The sequence below is a fragment of the Variovorax durovernensis genome (genome assembly GCF_977011995.1).
This window is the reverse complement of sequence record NZ_CDRNCW010000001.1, coordinates 4,246,960-4,265,622: the sequence shown is the minus strand read 5'-3', so window position 1 is coordinate 4,265,622 and position 18,663 is coordinate 4,246,960. Positions and strand designations below refer to the sequence as shown.

General features: G+C 63.2%; 16 protein-coding genes. 10 read left to right on the top strand and 6 right to left on the bottom strand.

Annotation, left to right across the window (positions count from 1 at the left end):
- Positions 1-3: 3 nt before the first annotated feature.
- Entirely contained in the window at positions 4-645 is a 642-nt protein-coding gene (locus ACWV14_RS20280; RefSeq protein ID WP_454903338.1) for a hypothetical protein, read from the bottom strand.
- A 299-nt stretch (positions 646-944) separates the two neighbouring features.
- On the opposite strand from ACWV14_RS20280, the gene ACWV14_RS20275 reads away from it, so the two are divergent.
- The 4 genes from ACWV14_RS20275 (at position 945) to ACWV14_RS20260 (ending at position 6,373) form a co-directional block, all read left to right on the top strand.
- Complete coding sequence (locus ACWV14_RS20275; RefSeq protein WP_454903337.1) at positions 945-1,346, top strand: SMI1/KNR4 family protein; 402 nt, start codon at positions 945-947, stop codon at positions 1,344-1,346.
- A 65-nt stretch (positions 1,347-1,411) separates the two neighbouring features.
- Positions 1,412-3,001, top strand: coding sequence for an IS21 family transposase (gene istA / locus ACWV14_RS20270; protein ID WP_454901620.1), 1,590 nt, complete (start codon positions 1,412-1,414; stop codon positions 2,999-3,001).
- Entirely contained in the window at positions 2,991-3,794 is an 804-nt protein-coding gene (gene istB, locus ACWV14_RS20265; RefSeq protein ID WP_454901618.1) for an IS21-like element helper ATPase IstB, read from the top strand. Before istA ends, istB begins: the two co-directional genes overlap by 11 nt.
- Positions 3,791-6,373, top strand: coding sequence for a glycosyltransferase (locus ACWV14_RS20260; RefSeq protein ID WP_454903336.1), 2,583 nt, complete (start codon positions 3,791-3,793; stop codon positions 6,371-6,373). The genes istB and ACWV14_RS20260 overlap by 4 nt, the downstream gene beginning before the upstream one ends.
- 223 nt (positions 6,374-6,596) lie before the next feature.
- Here the strand turns inward: ACWV14_RS20260 and ACWV14_RS20255 are convergent, their stop codons facing one another.
- Positions 6,597-7,148 carry a DUF4188 domain-containing protein gene (locus tag ACWV14_RS20255; protein ID WP_454903334.1) on the bottom strand — a complete coding sequence of 184 codons (552 nt, stop codon included), beginning with the start codon at positions 7,146-7,148 and terminating at the stop codon, positions 6,597-6,599.
- A gap of 142 nt (positions 7,149-7,290) precedes the next feature.
- Here ACWV14_RS20255 and ACWV14_RS20250 point away from each other — a divergent pair, with 142 nt between their 5' ends.
- Together ACWV14_RS20250 and ACWV14_RS20245 are read left to right on the top strand one after the other, a co-directional pair.
- Positions 7,291-7,560, top strand: a complete 270-nt coding sequence (locus ACWV14_RS20250) for a hypothetical protein (protein WP_454903333.1) — start codon at positions 7,291-7,293, stop codon at positions 7,558-7,560.
- 123 nt (positions 7,561-7,683) lie between these two features.
- Positions 7,684-8,091: a Crp/Fnr family transcriptional regulator gene (locus tag ACWV14_RS20245; RefSeq protein ID WP_454903331.1), complete on the top strand. Its 408-nt coding sequence runs from the start codon at positions 7,684-7,686 to the stop codon at positions 8,089-8,091.
- Between the two features lie 29 nt (positions 8,092-8,120).
- Here ACWV14_RS20245 and ACWV14_RS20240 read toward each other — a convergent pair whose 3' ends face one another.
- From ACWV14_RS20240 to ACWV14_RS20230, 3 genes are all read right to left on the bottom strand, one after another.
- Complete coding sequence (locus tag ACWV14_RS20240) at positions 8,121-8,390, bottom strand: hypothetical protein (RefSeq protein ID WP_454903329.1); 270 nt, start codon at positions 8,388-8,390, stop codon at positions 8,121-8,123.
- A gap of 772 nt (positions 8,391-9,162) precedes the next feature.
- A complete protein-coding gene (locus tag ACWV14_RS20235) occupies positions 9,163-9,477 on the bottom strand; it encodes a hypothetical protein (RefSeq protein ID WP_454903328.1) in 315 nt (104 codons plus the stop codon).
- A gap of 211 nt (positions 9,478-9,688) precedes the next feature.
- Positions 9,689-10,510, bottom strand: a complete 822-nt coding sequence (locus ACWV14_RS20230) for a ferritin-like domain-containing protein (protein WP_454903327.1) — start codon at positions 10,508-10,510, stop codon at positions 9,689-9,691.
- Positions 10,511-10,759: 249 nt separating this feature from the next.
- Here ACWV14_RS20230 and alaS point away from each other — a divergent pair, with 249 nt between their 5' ends.
- From alaS to ACWV14_RS20210, 4 genes are all read left to right on the top strand, one after another.
- Positions 10,760-13,384 carry an alanine--tRNA ligase gene (gene alaS / locus ACWV14_RS20225; RefSeq protein ID WP_454903326.1) on the top strand — a complete coding sequence of 875 codons (2,625 nt, stop codon included), beginning with the start codon at positions 10,760-10,762 and terminating at the stop codon, positions 13,382-13,384.
- A 39-nt stretch (positions 13,385-13,423) separates the two neighbouring features.
- On the top strand, positions 13,424-14,440 hold the full coding sequence (locus ACWV14_RS20220) for a 2-dehydropantoate 2-reductase (protein WP_454903325.1): 1,017 nt from the start codon (positions 13,424-13,426) through the stop codon (positions 14,438-14,440).
- Positions 14,441-15,137: 697 nt separating this feature from the next.
- Positions 15,138-17,384, top strand: a complete 2,247-nt coding sequence (locus ACWV14_RS20215) for a M1 family metallopeptidase (RefSeq protein WP_454903323.1) — start codon at positions 15,138-15,140, stop codon at positions 17,382-17,384.
- Positions 17,385-17,398: 14 nt separating this feature from the next.
- Complete coding sequence (locus ACWV14_RS20210; RefSeq protein WP_454903322.1) at positions 17,399-17,818, top strand: hypothetical protein; 420 nt, start codon at positions 17,399-17,401, stop codon at positions 17,816-17,818.
- Positions 17,819-17,822: 4 nt separating this feature from the next.
- Here the strand turns inward: ACWV14_RS20210 and ACWV14_RS20205 are convergent, their stop codons facing one another.
- On the bottom strand, positions 17,823-18,575 hold the full coding sequence (locus ACWV14_RS20205) for a transporter substrate-binding domain-containing protein (protein ID WP_454903321.1): 753 nt from the start codon (positions 18,573-18,575) through the stop codon (positions 17,823-17,825).
- Between the last annotated feature and the right edge of the window lie 88 nt (positions 18,576-18,663).

Genomic DNA, 18,663 nt, shown 5'->3' with positions numbered 1-18,663 from the left:
AAATCACTTTTTTGCAATCCGAACTTCGAAATCACCACTGTCGCCATCATCAGGACGTTTGGCATCGCGCGGGCTCGGATCTAGATCCTCATCCACAACGAAGATGCGTTTGCTGAATCCGTCGAACTGTGTTCCCTCGAAGATTTCCGGGCAAGAAACTTCGGCGCGGAGCTTCTTTTCCTCGGTGCTGACGCACAACACCCAAACAGTCGGGACAGCGCCGCTGGGAGTCGCCGTTGCGACCTGAGGAGCTTCGAACAGTTCTCCCTGTTGTCCAGCGTGGATCAGCTTGCGCGAGCCGGATCCTTTGCCTGAAATCGCTTGTGGATCCCGCTCGGTGCAGGCCATATCCACGCTTTGGAAGCAAAGCTGAATACCGAGAACGTGATTGACGGTCGATTCCACGTTGCCGGCCCGGCTGATGACCCATCCTTCGGGGACGAGTTCCAGCCGGATCTGCCGCACACCTTTGATGTAGGCGAGGGTGCCTGGCGTGCTGCACGGGTCGACCTCCAGCGCTTCTGCCTTGGCCGCGGCGCTGGCTTTGGCGACTTGCGTCACGATGTTGGGGGTCAGGCCAAGCGCACGAAGCTCCTGGCGGACTTGCCACTGATCGCTAATGAGGATGGGTTTGCGGTTGAGCATGGTCCCGTGATGTTAATTTTCTAAGACTACATTGTAGGTGAAAAAAATTAACATTCGTGGGATTTTTTATGGAGATCCTCTGAGGACAGATGGACACGGGCTGCCAACTGCGCTTGGAACTTAGGCGGTCCGCCTTTGTGTCGGTTGGAGCCTGCTATCCGAAGATCACAGCCGAAAATCGAGTGTTCAGGCTCCTCCGCTGCATCTGTCTCGCAGTAGAGCAGGGGACTCAAATCCCCCGCCGTAGGAGGCGAGGCGCGCGCACTTCGGCATACTCGACGCGACAACTCCGCGTCGCTATGCCCATCGAATCCGCCAAGCAATTCCACGCGCTTCACATCGAGCCCAGAATAGGCGCCCCAATCGGCGCCAGCGAGGCGGAAGTCGAAGCGCTTGAGCTCAAGCTGGGTTTCCAGCTGCCCCAGGCCTACAGGGATTACCTACTTTGGATGGGGCGGGACTGGAACGGCATCTTTCGCGGATCAGCCTGGTTCATCGACTGCGTCTTTTCGAACCACGGGATGCTTCGGGATCTGCTCGAAGAGGAGGGCGTTCGATACCAGATGAAGAACTCTCACGTCGTCTTCTTCTCGCACCAAGGCTACATGGCGGCCTGGTTTGATGCTGAGACGGCGGTCCCGGATCCCCAGTGCTGGTTCATTGTTGATTTCCATCCAGAAGTGACCCACTTGGCCCGGTGATTTCCATCTAAATCTGACCCACGTGATAACCCTAACCTGCTGCTTTTAGCAGCAGGAGCACAGGAGTGATTGACGTGGCGACACTGAGTGTCATCAGGCGTTGGGCACTGCGAGAGCAACTGTCCATCCGAGAGATAGCCCGGCGCACGGGCTTGTCTCGCAACACCATCCGCAAGTACCTTCGCGAGGGCGAGGCGGCGCCCAGCTACGCGAAGCGCATCAGCCCGAGCAAGCTCGACGCGTTCGCCGAGAAGCTCGGCGGCTGGCTCAAGAGCGAGGCGTCTAAGTCACGCAAGCAGCGGCGCACGCTCAAGCAGATGCACGCCGATCTGGTGGCGCTGGGCTACCAGGGCTCCTACAACCGCGTGGCGGCCTTTGCACGAGCGTGGCATGCGCATCTCCACGAGGTCCAGCAGACGACCGGGCGCGGCACCTTCGTGCCTCTGGCCTTCGGTCCCGGCGAGGCATTCCAGTTCGACTGGAGCGAGGACTGGGCCGTCATCGCTGGTGAACGCACCAAGCTGCAGGTGGCGCACTTCAAGCTCAGCCACAGCCGTGCGTTCATCGTGCGCGCCTACCTGTTGCAGACCCACGAGATGCTGTTCGATGCGCACAACCGGGCCTTCGAGGTACTCGGGGGCGTGCCTCGGCGCGGCATCTACGACAACATGAAGACCGCCGTGGACAAGGTACGCCGCGGCAAGGAGCGCGACATCAACGCGCGCTTCAGCGCCATGGTCAGTCACTACCTGTTCGAGGCCGAGTTCTGCAACCCGGCCTCGGGCTGGGAGAAGGGCCAGGTCGAGAAGAACGTGCGTGATGCGCGCCACCGGTTGTGGCAACCTGTGCCGGCGTTCGCCACGCTGGCGCTGCTCAACGACTGGCTGGAGGACCGCTGCAAGGCGCTGTGGGGCGAGATCGTCCACGGCAAGCTGCCAGGGACCGTAGCCGATGTCTGGGCGCAGGAACGGCCACTACTGTTGCAGATCCCCAGACCCTTCGATGGTTTCGTGGAACACACCAAGCGCGTCTCGCCCACCTGCCTGGTGCACTTCGAGCGCAACCGTTACAGCGTTCCGGCCTCCTACGCGAACCGGCCAGTGAGCCTGCGCGTGTACGCCGAACGCCTCGTCGTGGCGGCCGAGGGCCAGATCGTGTGCGAGCACACGCGCATCATTGACCGTCGCCACGACACCGCAGGTCAGACCGTCTACGACTGGAGGCACTACCTGGCAGTGCTGCAACGCAAGCCAGGAGCGCTCAGGAACGGAGCGCCCTTCAGCGAGCTGCCGCAGGGCTTCCGGCGGCTGCAGGCCGCGCTGCTGAAGCAGCCAGGCGGAGACCGCGAGATGGTGGAGATCCTGGCGCTGGTGCTGCACCACGACGAGCAGGCAGTGCTGACCGCGGTCGAACTGGCGCTGGAAGCCGGCGTGGCCAGCAAGACTCATGTGCTGAATGTGCTGCACCGACTGCTCGATGCCAAGCCCATTGCGCCGGCGCCTGTCACGGCACCGCAGGCACTGCGCCTGATGAACGAGCCGAAGGCCGATGTGCTGCGCTACGACACGCTCCGGGGGCGTGCCAGCGCTGCTGGCGGCCTGCGCGGGCCGCTGAACTCCAAGTCGAGTAGCCAGGAGGTGCGCCATGCGACATGACCCTGCCAGCGGCGCCATCGTGATCATGCTGCGCGAACTCAAGATGCACGGCATGGCCCAGGCCGTCGCGGAGCTGGCCGAGCAGGGATCGCCGGCCTTCGAGGCGGCCCAACCGATGCTCTCGCAGTTGCTAAAGGCAGAGACAGCCGAGCGGGAGGTACGCTCGGTGGCCTACCAGTTGAAGCTCGCTCGCTTCCCAGCCTATCGCGATCTCGCTGGCTTCGACTTCGCCAACAGCGAGGTCAACGAGGCGCTGGTGCGTCAGCTACACCGATGCGAGTTCATGGACGATGCGCAGAACGTGGTGCTCGTGGGCGGTCCGGGCACCGGCAAGACCCACATCGCCACGGCGCTGGGCGTGCAGGCCATCGAGCACCAACACCGCCGGGTGCGCTTCTTCTCGACGGTAGAACTGGTCAACGCACTCGAGCAAGAGAAGGCCAGTGGCAATCCCGGCCACATCGCGCACCGACTGATGTACGCGGACATGGTGGTGCTCGATGAACTGGGCTACCTGCCGTTCAGCGCATCAGGTGGCGCGCTGTTGTTCCATCTGCTGTCCAAACTCTACGAACGCACGAGCGTGGTGATCACAACCAACTTGAGCTTCAGCGAGTGGGCCAGCGTCTTCGGCGACGCGAAGATGACGACGGCGTTGCTGGACCGGCTCACGCATCACTGCCATATTCTGGAGACCGGAAACGACAGCTTCCGCTTCAAGCACAGCTCGGCTCAACCCGTTCAAGCAGTCCAACCTAAAAAGGAGAAAGCCAAGAACTTATCCACACCGTGAGCCGGCTGGCTCGCAAAGAGGGTGGGTCAATATTCGATGGAAATCGCGGGTCAGGATTCCATGGAACTCAACAGCCAGAGGGTGTCGAGCTGCCGGAACATGTGACCCTTGTTGCAGCGGAGGTGGTCTTCGAGCGCAGAGAGTGGAATCATCGACGCAGCCATTACAGCTTTCTGGAGTTCGCGACGAGCGTGAAGCCGGCCTGCTTTCGTTACCTCCTTGACCAAGGAGTGCAGCGTGTCGTTTATCTCGATCCGGACATCCGCGTGTTTCAGAGGGTGGATCAATTCTGGGACGGTGCGGGCGCAGAAGCCGAGCTTGTCCTTACGCCGCATACGCTGGCGCCGATACCCAACGATGGATGTATGCCAGACGATCTCGTCATCCTGCGGGCGGGTCTTTACAACCTCGGCTTCGCGGCGCTGCGAGACACACCCCGCGCGCGGTTTCTGCTGCAATGGTGGGATGAGAAGTTGCGCACGCTGTGCTTTGAAGATGTACGCACGGGTGTATTTACTGATCAGAAGTGGATGGACAACGCGCCACTGCTTGTGCCAAGAGCGAATGTTCTGCGGCATATAGGCTTCAACGCTGCGTATTGGAATCTTCACGAGCGCAGCCCACAGTGGTCGGGCGATCGCTGGCAGATGAAGGCCGCGAGCGGGGAGGTGCAGGATCTCGTCTTCTTTCACTTCAGTGGCTTCAACCCGGACTTGAAGCAACTGTCGCGCTATGAGAGCCGCTTTGGCTGGAACCTGCCGGGTGACGCACAGACCTTGTTCGGCGAGTACGCGCAGGCACTGAAAGATGCCGGTATCGACCGATTCCGCATGTTGGAACTCCCGCGGGTTTCTTTCGCCGACGGTGTCACATGGGATCGAGCATGCCGTGCGCTGTATCGTCAGTTGCTCACTGAAGGCGTGGGCTTAGGCGACCCCTTGGAGGATCCCGCCTTCTTGCGTTGGGCAAGAGGCAAAGCGACCGGCGATCATGTGACGCGGTATATGCGAACTGTGCTTGAGATGCGTGCCGATCTCGTGAACGCATTTGATGATGGCCACGATGCAGTGGGTCTGATGGCTTGGATGCGGACCTCCGGCCTGCGCGAACTCGGCCTTGATCGCAGTCTCGTGGAGCGTCTGGGAATTGCGGGCAAGTCCGACCAGATGAGCGTGAACTACATCGGTTACCTCAGTGCCCATCTTGGTGTTGGGGAGGCAGCGCGAAACAGTGTTACGGGTTTGGACGCGGCAGGAATTGCCGTCCGCTGCCACGATATTTCGTTTGATACGACGGCACCGACAGGACGGTACAGCCTCCCGATACCGCGGTGGGCCCCAGGCGTTCCTGCCGCGACAATCGTCGGCTGCAATGCGGACATGCTGCCCGATGTGCTGTCGAAACTGGCGCCAGAGTTTCTGAGCCAATATCGCATCGGCTGTTGGTACTGGGAAACTCCTGACTTCCCGGACGAGTGGACAGATCGTTTCGATTTGGTGGATGAGATCTGGGTTGGGACACAGTTCATCGCTGATGCCATCCGGCAAAAAACCACCATCCCGGTCACTGTGATGCCCCCGACGGTGATGCCACCACCGATCAAACGCGACCGTGCGTGGCTTGAGACACTGCTGCCGGAGACCGCGAGCGACGAGTTCGTCTTTCTCTTCCAGTTTGACGTTGCTTCCGTTCCGTTCCGGAAAAATCCAGAAGGCGTCATTGCAGCTTTTGTTGAAGCCTTTGGACCGTCGGAGGCTGTTCGACTGGTCGTCAAGGCGCTGAACGCAAAGGCGGCGCCTGACTTGATGCAGTCGCTGCGCGAGTCGGCAGAAGACCATCGCATTTCCTTCCTATCGGAAGCGATGGACAGCGATGAGCGCTTTCGACTGCTGGCGTCCGTGGACGGCTTTGTTTCGCTGCATCGAGCCGAAGGTTTCGGTCTCTCGATTGCTGAGGCGATGGCATATGGCCTGCCCGTGGTGACTACAGGTTGGAGCGGCAATGCAGATTTCACGCATTCCGACAATGCGGCCTTGGTGCCTTTCGATCTCGTGCGCAGCAATTCTGCTCATGGGCCGTATAGAGCGGGGACACTCTGGGCTGAACCCAAGATCGACGCTGCTGCCAAGCTGATGCGGCGTGTGTGGCTGGACCTCACATGGCGGGCACAAATTGCGCAGGCGGGGCAGCGAACTGTGGCCTCTCAGTTTTCTGCCAGTGTGGTGGGCACTGCCATGCGGGCTCGCCTCCTGCAGGTCGCTGGATTGCGTCGAGGCCAAGTTGCCGCTCGGCAGCGATCGGCCGTCAAGAATGCCGCCAAGGTTCTGCAATCGCGCAATACATCGCTTTTCAACACTGTGCTTCGCGATATGGTCCGTTACCCTAGCTACTACCTCGTTCGGATGCCACGCGTGCCCCGGCTGTTGTGGCGCCATGGGATTTACGGGGTGGCCATGAGGGCAGAGGCAGTCGCGACTGCCACCGTCGATGTCAAGGGTCAGTATGGCGTCACGCGCATTCTGGCCCAGCTACGCAAGCGACTGCTGAAGTGGCGGGGCGATAGTCCGCGTCTGCGCTGACGCTATGGTCCGCTTGAAGAAAACCCGTGTCGCGATAGCAATCGCCGCGGCGTAGGTTTTGGCGTAGGTTTGTGCTGAACCTGCCGTATTTTCATTGGAGGGTGTGCTTCTGCCATTGAACTACACCCGCATCTGAAACTCGTTGATTGCCAACAAGCTATTGCCTCAAGCGGCGGATTCTACAGAGGAAAAGAGCCCTTTCGCCCGCGACGAGATCGTCCCGTCATTCCTGCATCCTCGTCTGTCTCAATCGCGCAGCCGCCGAGCGATTGGCTTCCACAACGCCCTGTGTCATCCCAGCCCCGCCGAGCCCGAACGCTGGCATGTTGACATAGATGTTCTCGTAGGTGCCCGGCGATACCGCGTAGGTTTCGTGCCAGATGCCCACGGAGCCATCCGTGCCGATCGCCTTGTTGAAGGCCCTCCATGCCGGAAGATGTTCGGCTTCCTTGTCTTTGGCATAGGCCAGCAGTTGTTCCATGGAGCGCCAGTACTGAAGGACCATGATCGTCCTTGAGAACCACATTTCGGCATGCAGGAGGCCGCGCTCCGGCTGGCGACCGAGTTCCTTGAGCATGCGTGGCATGGCGCTGGCGACAGGCAGCCACTTGTGGACTTTCAACGGCTGGTTGATGCGCATGCCGATGAGGAACACGACGAAGTCGCCCTCGAGTTTGGCGGTCAGGCGTTCTCGGTGAATCATGGGCGGGGCATCCTGTTCGGCGGCGGTGAAGTCGATGGGTGGACTGTGTCGGTCCGCTGCATCGGCTGCCACTCGAATGCGACGAAATGCATGTCCGAAGTGCCAAGTGCGCCTGCTGCGGATCGAATCGCAATGCCGGCTCGGCGCTGTTTTTCATGGGCTATGCTGCGCGGCACAACGCAATTTTTAGCTTGGAAATCAGACAATGGAAGATGTGAAGATCCTGCAGATCATGCCCGCCGAAGGCTGGGTTGCCGTGTATGACGGAGGCGACGACGGCGAGATGGAAGAGCCCCTTGCCTGCTTCGCGCTGGTTCAGGTCGACTACAAGAATGGCGACGGCCCTCAGACCGAAGTCCGCGGCATGGCACCTGACGAGAAGCTCATGGCATTCGTGGAAGATGCCGAAAACTTCGTGACGGTTCGCCGCGCCGAAGAGAACGAAGACGACGAAGAAGAAGACGAAACCGATACCGAAGACTGAGCGCCTTTGGCCGGCGGGGCAGGCGCCCTCATTGGAGTTGGCGTTTGTAGGGTGTATCGCGATTCGTCGAATACCTAAATCTGCGGGATTGCTGGGAAGGTACCAACGGCTCACCATCGCTGCGTGTCCCTTCACCCTCTTACGGCGAATCTGCCGGCCGCGGAGCGCGAGGCGCTCCTCAAGTGCAGCGAACTGCGCCACTACAAGCGCAACGATACTTTGCTGAGCGCGGGTGAATCGACCGATCAGATCTATTGCGTGGCAAGCGGTCTGCTTCGAGTCGTCACGCCATCGCGCGACCAGGGCACCGAAGTGACGACCGAGTTCGTCGCACGCAACGACTTCTTCTTCGATCTGTCGATCCGCGAAGACCGCTACCAGTCGATGAATACGCTCGTTGCCGCACTGCCTTCGGCGGTCTATTTACGTACCCAGATGCGCCGCATCTCATCGCTCCCGCCGGAGGCAGTGGTGCATCGCGTGCCGCATCAGTTGACCGACTTGGCCCCGTCGAGCGTTGGCGGGGCCTGACGGCCAAGCGAAGCGGCTTTGGCGGTTGCTCAGGCGCCGCCGCGTGTAGGCGCTGCGCTGTCGTCGCACGGCGGGGAAAGAGGTCTCTCGGCCGCTTCGCCGTATTCGACGTAGTTGGGCTCTACCGGGTGAACGATAGCCGCGGTTTCCTCGTCGTCGAACTTGACCAGCAGGTATTCGCCGCTCGATCCCCTGATGGTGCCGAAGCGGCCCTGAAGTTCGACGCGCCCACCACGTCGCGCGGGAACCCTGAAGCGCGTTCGTATGTAGGGAAGACCAACCTTGAAATATTCGACCACGGAAAACTCTCTGTTCTGCTGCGGGTGCCACGTCGGAATGTCATTGGCAGCGCCTCCCTGGCTGGCACGAATCCGGCGACTGCATGGTCGCAATTTCCCGGGAGGCTGTGGGGTGGCTTGTCAGCCAGAACCGACCGTTGCTGACAGCCGTTGGGTGTCTGGAAGCGCTAGAGCGTTGCGGGAAAGCCCCGAATTCAAACCAATCCGAAGATTTTTTCAGGTGCTGCCTCTTTTGCGGGCATCGCGTTGCAGGCCACGCCAGGCAAGGCTTCCGAGCGCTGCGCACAAGGTTTTCCACAACATTGTCCCCATCGGGAAGGGAAAACGTGTCATTGCCGTGTGGTAGGCGGTCATGACCGTGGCAGACCAGGTTGAAGGGCGGCTGGATCCGGGCAAAAAAATACCCGCCGAAGCGGGTGGCGAGGAGCCCGTATGGGCGCTCTAAGAAAAAACAGAGAGCTCTTCTTCTATTGCGGCCCTGTTGCGTGACAGCAATTGCATGGTCCAGGGAGGCCGGCTGGAGGCCTGTCAGCCGGAAACAGTCAGCAGCCGTAGGACACTTATTAAAACGTGAACTATTTGGCAGTTTCTTGGGGTTCGAAGTTGTTGTGCCACAGCAGCAAATTGGAATTGTCGGTGCCGTCCGACAACGCGGCGGCGCATGAAGCCCTAGATTTTGTTTGCTCGCTTCGAAGTGCGAGTTCTCTGTGTGTGACAGCACTCAAGAGGTTCAGCCCAGCCTAGTGCTGGGTTTTTTTTGTTCAATTTCTGTTCAAAGCAGTTCGAAGTGAAATTTCGTGTTCCGAGGATGGCTCAGCAGTGGTGCCGCCACATCGATGGCGTGGTCCCAGGCTTCGCGCCATACGCGGGCATTGGCAATCTGCGTGTCCGTCATCGACTCCATGCCCCATTCGAGCTGGCTCGACCAGGCCCGGTAGCACTTCACCACGCGCGTCGGCGGCCCGATGCGCTGCTCGAGCATCCGCAGGAAGGTGAAGCGCACTTCCATCAGGTCCCGTATGGAGAGGCTCTTGCCTTCGAGGCGCACTGTGTAGGCTTGGTCGCGATTGGCTTTGTGTTCGAACATCGGACTCGCATGCAGAGACTGCGAGCAACTTGCCAGGAGCGCAGGGCGCTCGTCCGAAGGTCTCCGCCCCGCCGCTAGAGGTGTGAGTGCAAATACTAACGAGACGCCGGTTGCCAGAAACGAGACTGCCGTCCCGTTTTTCTGCTTTGCACAGCCTTGCGGTTGCGACGTGGCCGTTGTAGGTGGGCGTGCCGCGTCGGCGCAAGCGCACTCAGCGCAGGAACACGTGCTGCATGAACTGCTTGATCGGGTACTGGATCACTGTCTGCACCCGCGCCGGCAGTTCCAGCGGCCGCATCAGCATCTTGAGCGTGGTGCCGGCGCTCAGGTTGGTGCGGATGGTGCTGTTCATCTTGGCGCTCAGTTGCTGCACGTAGGCCGTGTCGCTGGCGCGGCCGGGCGAGCGTGCCTTCACCACGTGGCGGATGGCGCAGTCGGCATCCTCGCTCTTGAGCTCCAGCGTGCGGCGGCCGATGGTGCCGAACACCCGGAAGCGGCTCAGCTTTTCCTGCTCGCGGTAGCGCCGGAAGAAGCGGTAGAAGTGCTTGTAATGGTTGACCTCGTCGGTCGCGATGCGGCTTGCCAAGTCGTGCAGTACCGGCTCCGTGGTGCTGCGGGCCATGGCCCGGTAATAGGTGGCGGTGCCTGTCTCGACCACGCAGCGCGCGGTCATTTCGAGAGCGCGGGTGGGGGCCAGCAGTTCGACCTTGCAGTAGGTCGCGTATTCCTCCAGGAAGCCGGCGTACGCCGTGTCCCACTCGAACTCGGGCCACACGTGGCGCACGTAGGCGCGCAGCGCCTTGCCGTGTTGCAGTTCTTCCTTTTCCCAATGGTTCGACAGCCAGTCGGTGACCTCGTCGTCGCCCCTGAAGAAGTCGACCAGGTTCTGGGTGTAGAGGTCCGAGCCGCTTTCGATGAAAGACGCCGAGGCGACCAGGTAGAAGAGGTTTTCGTCCGCACGGACTTCATCGAGCGCAATGCGCGAGAAGTCCAGATCTTCGATCTTCCAGTGTTCCGCCTCTTGCCTTGCCATGCGCGCTCCTTGCTTCAAGTCCGTACAAGTACGGATGACGTCGCCCGTATTTGGTTCTCTTTTCCGTCAGGGCTGCATATTAGCCGCGGTGCCCGGATCATGCTGTTTTACCCCGGACAGCCCGGGGACCGTGGCCAAACCTATAATCGTTTGTTCAAGCAAATCAAGCAGTTAGGCCGGTTCGCCGCAGTGGGTTCGACAAGAGGGTCGCCATCGCCGCGCCGCCCTCGACAGAAGACGAATCCAAAGATGAGCCAGCCCACATTCACGGTCGCGGACATCCGCAAGACCTTTCTCGATTTCTTCGCTTCCAAGGGCCACACGGTGGTGCCGTCCAGCTCGCTGGTGCCCGGCAACGACCCCACCCTGATGTTCACCAACTCGGGCATGGTCCAGTTCAAGGACGTGTTCCTCGGCGAAGACAAGCGTCCCTACGTGCGCGCCGCCTCGGTCCAGGCCTGCCTGCGCGCCGGCGGCAAGCACAACGACCTCGAGAACGTGGGCTACACCGCGCGCCACCACACCTTCTTCGAGATGCTGGGCAACTGGAGCTTCGGCGATTACTTCAAGCGCGAATCGCTGAAGTGGGCCTTCGAGCTGCTCACCGAGGTCTACAAGCTGCCGGCCGAGAAACTCTGGGCCACCGTCTATATCGAGGACGACGAGGCCTACGACATCTGGACCAAGGAAATCGGCCTGCCGCCCGAGCGCGTCGTGCGCATCGGCGACAACAAGGGCGGACGCTACATGTCCGACAACTTCTGGATGATGGCCGACACTGGCCCTTGCGGCCCGTGCTCCGAGATCTTCTACGACCACGGCCCCGAGATCCCCGGCGGCCCGCCCGGCAGCCCCGATGAAGACGGCGACCGCTACATCGAGATCTGGAACAACGTGTTCATGCAGTTCGACATGCAGCCCGATGGCTCGGTCAAGAAGCTGCCCGCGCCCTGCGTCGACACCGGCATGGGCCTGGAGCGCCTGGCGGCGATCCTGCAGCACGTGCACAGCAACTACGAAATCGACATCTTCGATGCGCTCATCAAGGCCGCCGGCCGCGAGACCGGCACGCAAGACCTGTCGAACAACTCGCTGAAGGTGATTGCCGACCACATCCGCGCCACCTCGTTCCTGGTGGCCGATGGCGTGATCCCGTCGAACGAAGGCCGCGGCTACGTGCAGCGCCGCATCATCCGCCGCGCCATCCGCCACGGCTACAAGCTGGGCCAGAAGAAGCCCTTCTTTCACAAGCTGGTGCCCGACCTCGTGAAGCTGATGGGCGACGCGTACCCCAAGCTCGTGGCCGATGAAAAGCGCATCACCGACACGCTGAAGGCCGAGGAAGAGCGCTTCTTCGAAACGCTGGCCAACGGCATGGAAATCCTCGACACGGCGCTGGCCGGTGGCGCCAAGACGCTGCCGGGCGAAGTGGCGTTCAAGCTGCACGACACCTACGGCTTCCCGCTCGACCTGTCGGCCGACGTGTGCCGCGAGCGCGGCGTGGGCGTCGACGAGACCGGCTTCAACGCGGCCATGGAGAAGCAGAAGGCTGCAGGCCGTGCCGCCGGCAAGTTCAAGATGGACCGCAACGTCGAATACGCCGGCGCGGGCAACGTCTTCACCGGCTACGAGCACCTCGAAGAAAACGCCAAGGTCGTCGCGCTGTACCTCGAAGGCGCTGCCGTGCAGGAACTCAAGGAAGGCCAGAGCGGCATCGTGGTGCTCGACACCACGCCGTTCTATGCCGAGAGCGGCGGCCAGGTCGGCGACCAGGGCGCGATCGTGTCCGAGGGCGTGCAGTTCGGCGTCGAAGACACGCAGAAGATCAAGGCCGACGTGTTCGGCCATCACGGCACGCAGACCCAGGGCACGCTCAAGGTCGGCGATGCGGTGAAAGCCGCGGTCGACACCGCGCGCCGCGCCACCACCATGCGCAACCACTCGGTCACCCACCTGATGCACAAGGCCCTGCGCGAAGTGCTGGGCGACCACGTGCAGCAGAAGGGCTCTCTGGTCGATGCCGACAAGACCCGCTTCGACTTCGCGCACAACGCGCCCGTCACGCGCGAGCAGATCACCGAGATCGAGAAGCGCGTCAACGCCGAAATTCTTGCCAATGCGCCGACCCAGGCCCGCGTGATGGACATGGAGTCGGCCCAGAAGACCGGCGCCATGATGCTGTTCGGCGAGAAGTACGGCGAGACCGTGCGCGTGCTCGACATCGGCACCAGCCGCGAGCTGTGCGGCGGCACCCACGTGAACCGCACCGGTGACATCGGCCTGTTCAAGATCGTCAGCGAAGGCGGCGTGGCCGCCGGCGTGCGGCGCATCGAGGCCGTGACCGGCGCCAACGCGCTGTCCTACCTTCAAGATCTCGAATCGACCGTGCACAGCGTGGCTGCCACGCTCAAGTCGCCGGCCGCCGAGCTGCAGGGCCGGCTTACGCAGGTGCTTGAGCAGGTGAAGGCGCTGGAGCGCGAAGTGGGCTCGCTCAAGGGCAAGCTCGCCTCGTCCAAGGGCGACGAGCTGCTGGCGCAGGCGGTCGACGTCAACGGCATCAAGGTGCTCGCTGCCAAGCTCGACGGCGCCGACGCCAAGACCCTGCGCGACACCATGGACAAGCTGAAGGACAAGCTCAAGACGGCAGCCATCGTGCTGGCCGCCGTGGACGGCGACAAGGTGCAGATCGCGGCCGGCGTCACCGCCGACAGCACGGCCAAGGTCAAGGCCGGCGAGCTGGTCAACTTCGTGGCCCAGCAGGTCGGCGGCAAGGGTGGCGGCAAGGCCGACATGGCCATGGCCGGCGGCACCAATCCGGCAGGCCTCGCGGCCGCGCTGCAGTCGGTGCAGGCCTGGGTCGCGGAACGCGCCTGACGGCACCACGGTCCCTTCGAGCCGCAAGTATTTCAGTTCATGCCAGACGCGACGCCCGGTGAAGTGCTCGTGATGGGGGCGGGCACCATCGGGTGCTTCATCGGCGGCAGCCTCGCGGCGGCGGGTGTGCCCGTCACCTTCGTCGGCCGTCCGCGCGTGCTCGAGAAGCTCACTGCACACGGGCTGACGCTCTCCGACATGGACGGCGGCGGGCACAAGCTGCCGGCTGCCGGACTGCGGCTGTGCGAGCAGGTGCCCGTGGGCGCCAGGCCCGCGCTGGTGCTGCTCTGCGTGAAGAGCGGCGCCACGGCCGAGGCTGCAGGCGAGCTGGCCTTCGCATTGCCCGCGGGCACGACGGTCGTCTCGCTGCAGAACGGCATTTCCAACAGCGCCGCCGCATCGCAGGCGGGGCCTTCGCTCAACGTGCTGTCGGGCATGGTGCCTTACAACGTGGCCGAGATCGGCCCCGGCGCCTTCCATCGCGGCACGCCCGGCCGGCTGGCCGCGCAGGACGACGTTGCCCTGCGCCCCTGGCTGCCGGTGTTCGAGCGCGCCGGCGTGCCGCTCGACCTGCATGCCGACCTGTTGCCCGTGCAGTGGGGCAAGCTGCTGCTCAACCTCAACAACCCGGTCAACGCGCTCTCCGGCCTGCCGCTGCGCGAAGAGCTGATGCTGCGCGGCTACCGCCGCTGCTTCGCGTCGCTGATCGACGAAGCATTGAGCATCCTCAACGTTGCCGGCATCGCGCCGGCGCAGGTGGCTGCGGTGCCGGCGCGGCGTTTGTCGAGCCTGCTGCGCTTGCCCGACTGGGTGTTTCGCATCGTCGCCGCGCGCATGCTGCGCATCGATGCCAAGGCCCGCTCCAGCATGGCCGATGACCTGGCACTGGGCCGTCGCACCGAGATCGACGCCCTCAGCGGCGAGGTCGTGCGTCTCGCGCAGGAGCATGGCCTGAGCGCGCCGCGCAACGCGCGCATGGTGGGCTTGCTCGGTGCTTGGCCGGAACAGCCCCGGCGCTGGTCGGCACGCCAGTTGCAGGACGCGCTGGGCCTGTAGCACCGGCAGCGTGCCCGAGCGCATGAGGCCTCGGGTTCGCAGCTTTCACGCATTCGGGGGCGACACGAACCTTCGTACTGTGGCGATGCAAGCACAGTGTTTGCCTTCGAGATTTGTCATCTGCGTGAGCATGTGTTGCCGCGGCTGAACCATCTTCGTAGCGTGCGTGGCCCGCTTTGGCCCATGACTCCATTCGGCCTATGGCGCGCGAACATTTTGAGAGAGAAAAGTTCCGGCAGTCGTTGAGCCGTCGCATTCGATCAGCTAAAACTGGCGCACTTCAATGGACGAGGGAATGCGCGTGAAACCAACGAGAAGAGCCGCAAAGATTCTTGCCATCGCCAGCATGGCCTGTGCCGTTGACGACACGCGCGAACGCGCCTTGTCGATCTCCTGGCGCTGAACGCACCCTCCGCGCCGCCAGCTCCCCGCTTCGCATCCGATCAACCCGCTTCTTGACGGGAATGGACGAGCTCATCCCTCGCATCCTGGGACCACCGCTTTTTGCACGGTGTAGCTCCTGCGTGCGTGTGCTTTCCTGACGAACCACCTGTTCGCCGGGAGGGCGCCGTGTTGCCCGTTCCATGGGCAGTTGTTCTCCATCTCATCACCGCGCGTGCCATGCGCATCGCTGGCTATCCGCCGGCGCTTGCGGGGCGGCGCATCTTCTTCTTACCAAGAGTACCCAGAGGCGATCATGAAAAAATTCAACACACCCGTCGTCAATCATCTTGCCATCACGGCGGTGACCCTTGCCGTGCTGACGGCCTGCGGCGGCGGCGGAGACAGTGGCGGCGGTGCTTCTCTCGGCGGTGGCGGCGTCGGCCTCGGCGCGTCGTCGGGGCCGGTGGTGTCCGCACCCGCGGTCGACCCCACGCAGAAAGCGCCCGACGACGGGGTGCCCGTGGCCGCCAACGACCTGGCCGCCGCGGCGGTGGACCGCTCGGCCAAGCCGCAGGAGCTGCCCGACACCGTCTGGCCCAGCAACTACAAGCTTTGGTTCCGCCCCGATGCGGCGCTCAAGACCTTCGTGGGCCGCGGCGACGTGGAGATCGAGGTGCTCAAGCCGGTCGATGCCATCGTCGTGGCCGCGCACAACCTCAACTTTGCGAAGGGCCGCACCACGCTGCGCAAGGTGTCGAACCCCGGCGAGGCGATACCGCTGATTCCCACGCCGCAGACGCTCGGCGACTTCGTGCAACTGCGCCTGAGCGACGGCCAGATCGCCAAGGGAAAGTACCTGCTGCACATGGAGTGGGACGGCAAGATCCAGTTCTCCGACGCGGAGTTCTGCCCGCCCGCGGAGGTGCAGCGCAACCCGTTCTGCTCGGCCGCCACCGGGATCTTCAAGGTCGGCCTCTCGACACCTGAGGGCGTGAGCAGCGACGCCATCGTGACGCAGGGCGAGACCAACTACGCGCGGCAGTGGTTCCCGGGCTGGGACGAGCCGGCCTTCCGCCACACCTTCGAGATTTCTGCCGAGGTGCCCGGCGACTGGAAGACGGTGTCCAACGGCGCGCAGATATCGGCCGTGAAGCTGCCCGACGGCTACCAGCAGGTGTCGTTCGAGAAGACACCGTCGATGCCGATGTACCTGACCTTCTTCGGGGGCGGCAAGTTCGACATCCTGCCCGACACCTTCAAGAACCCGCTCGACGGCAGCGACATTCCGCTGCGCTGGTTCACGCCGCCGGGCCGCTCCACCTGGGCGACCTTCCCGATGGAGTGGACCAAGGTGGCCATGGACTACTACTACAAGTACACCGGCATCCCGCTGCCGATCAAGAAGTTCGACACCATCGCCGCCAACGACAGCTACAACAACAAGCCCAACACCGGCTTCGGCGGCATGGAGAACTGGGGCGCGATCTTCGAGTTTGCCGACGCGGTGCTCACCAAGCCGGGCGACAAGCCCACGCTGTATTCGGTGACGGTGGTCACGCACGAAATTGCGCACCAGTGGTTCGGCGACCTGGTCACGCTCGACTGGTGGGACAACGTGTGGCTCAACGAGTCGTTCGCGCGCTGGTTCGAAAGGCGCACCACCATCAAGTTCCACCCCGAGTACTACAGCTTCTCCGACTACGTGCTCGACAAGCACAACGTGATCGTGGCCGACCTGAAGAGCACGGCGGTGCCGGTGCAGCGCAACCTCAACGACGCGGGTTCGTTCGGCTTCATCAGCCCGTCGATCTTCGTCTACAACAAGGGCAGCCACGTGCTGGAGACGGTGCAGAACTACATCGGCGAAGAGGCGATGCAGAAGGGCCTGCAGATCTACCTGAAGGACTACGGCTTCGGCAACGTCACGCCGTCGCGGCTGTGGACATCGCTGGAGAAGGTGAGCGGCGGCAAGAAGGTGGCCGACATCGGCGACAGCTTCATCCGCCAGACCGGGGTGCCGCTGCTCACGGTCGATGCGCAGTGCGCGGCGGACCGCACCTACGTCAACATCACGCAGGAGTCGTTCCCCAACCAGAACCAGTTCCCGGCTTCGACCTGGAACATCCCGGTCACGCTGGCGTATGGCGACGCGATGGAGCAGCGCAAGACTTTCGTCATGTCCACGGGCGCCGTGCAGGTGGAGCTGCCGGGCTGCACTGCGGTGCTGGCCGGGCCGACCGGGCAGGACTACTACGTGAGCAACTACAGCGCGCAGTCCTGGAGCGCGTTGCTGGCCAAGGCGCAGAGCTTTGCCGACAACAAGCCGCTGCTGCTGAACATCGAGCGCGACGCCTTCCGGCTGCTGCAGGTGGGCCGCATCACGCAGGTGCAGTACGACCAGATCAAGGGCATCGTGAACCTGCCGGCGGCGCTGCTGGCCAAGACCAGCGAGAGCCAGCAGAAGATGGCCGCCGTGGACGCGGGCGCCGAGAAGGAGGAATACCCGCACGCGCTGCGCTTCCAGGGCAACCTGAAGCTGCGCGAGAACGAAAAGCGCTGAGAAGGAGGACAGCCATGAACACGGCATCGAAGAAATGGCTGGCCGCCGGCGCCTCGGCGCTGCTGCTGGCCGCATGCGGCGCAAGCAGCGGCAACGGCGCGCCGGAGGCAGACCTGGTCGGCGTCTATGCCGTCAGGCAGAACGGCGCACTCAAGGAGCTGATCAAGATCGAGCGCCAGGGCGACGGCTACGTCATGCGCGACAAGGTGCGCACGCCCGAATGGAGCGAACCGAAGATGCAGATGCGGCCGGTGACGCGCGAGCAATGGAGCCGCATCACCACCGACAAGGAGAACACCGCCTTCGTCGGCGTGGCGAGCGGGCAGCTCGGCATCTTCAAGGTGCCGGCGGGCTGGAAGAAAAACGGCTTCCAGACCTCGACCGGCTACTTCCTGTTCTATTCGCAGGGGCCGGTCGAGGCGTACAAGCTCTGAGGGCTCAGGCCGGGGGCGCGACGCTCGCGCCCTCGATGCGATGGCGCTTCAGCGCGTCGGCCACGAAGCCGGCGGCCTTCATTTCCTCGACGAAGGCCGCCAGCAGCGCCTGCGCGCCCGCCCCCCGGCTGGCCGGCGTGCCCATGGCCTGCTGGATCACCATGAAGCGGCCCGGCAGCACGCGCACGCCCGGCGCGCGCTGCGCCTCGCCTTCGAGCAACTGGCGGATGCCCGCCGCCACTTCGACCTCGCCTGCGCGCAGCGCCGCGAGCGCCGGGCCTGCGCCCTGCAGCCGGACGATCTCGGCCTGCTTGATTTCGCGCGTCAGGAACAGGTCGTAGGCGCTTCCCGCGCCGACCGAGATGCGATGGCCGGGCGCATCGACCTGCGCGTTGTCGGTCAGCGCGGAAGCCGAGGGCACGAGGTAGCTGCCCTCGATCAGCACGTAGGGAGCGGTGAACAGCAGCCCTTCGCTGCGTGCCGGGTCGATGGCGAAGAAGCCGATGTCGGCCTTCTCGTTCTTCACCGCGTCGACCGAGGCCGCGGCCTTCTCGAACACCACCAGCTCGATGCCCACGCCCAGCCGCCGCGCGAACTCGCGCGCCAGGTCGATCGACACGCCCACCGGCTCGCCGCCGGCGGGGTTCTTGTTCGCGAGGATCGGGTTGCCGAGGTTGATGGAGGCGCGCAGCGTGCCGCCGGGCGCGAAGGCTGAAACGAGGGCGGGGGAGATCGTCGTCGGCTGAGGCTGTGTCATGGCGTTCATTCGTCGGCAGGCGCCGCCGGGGAAGATGGGAAGCGCGCCAGTTTACGGGCGGGCTTGCCGGATTTCCTACCGGATGTAG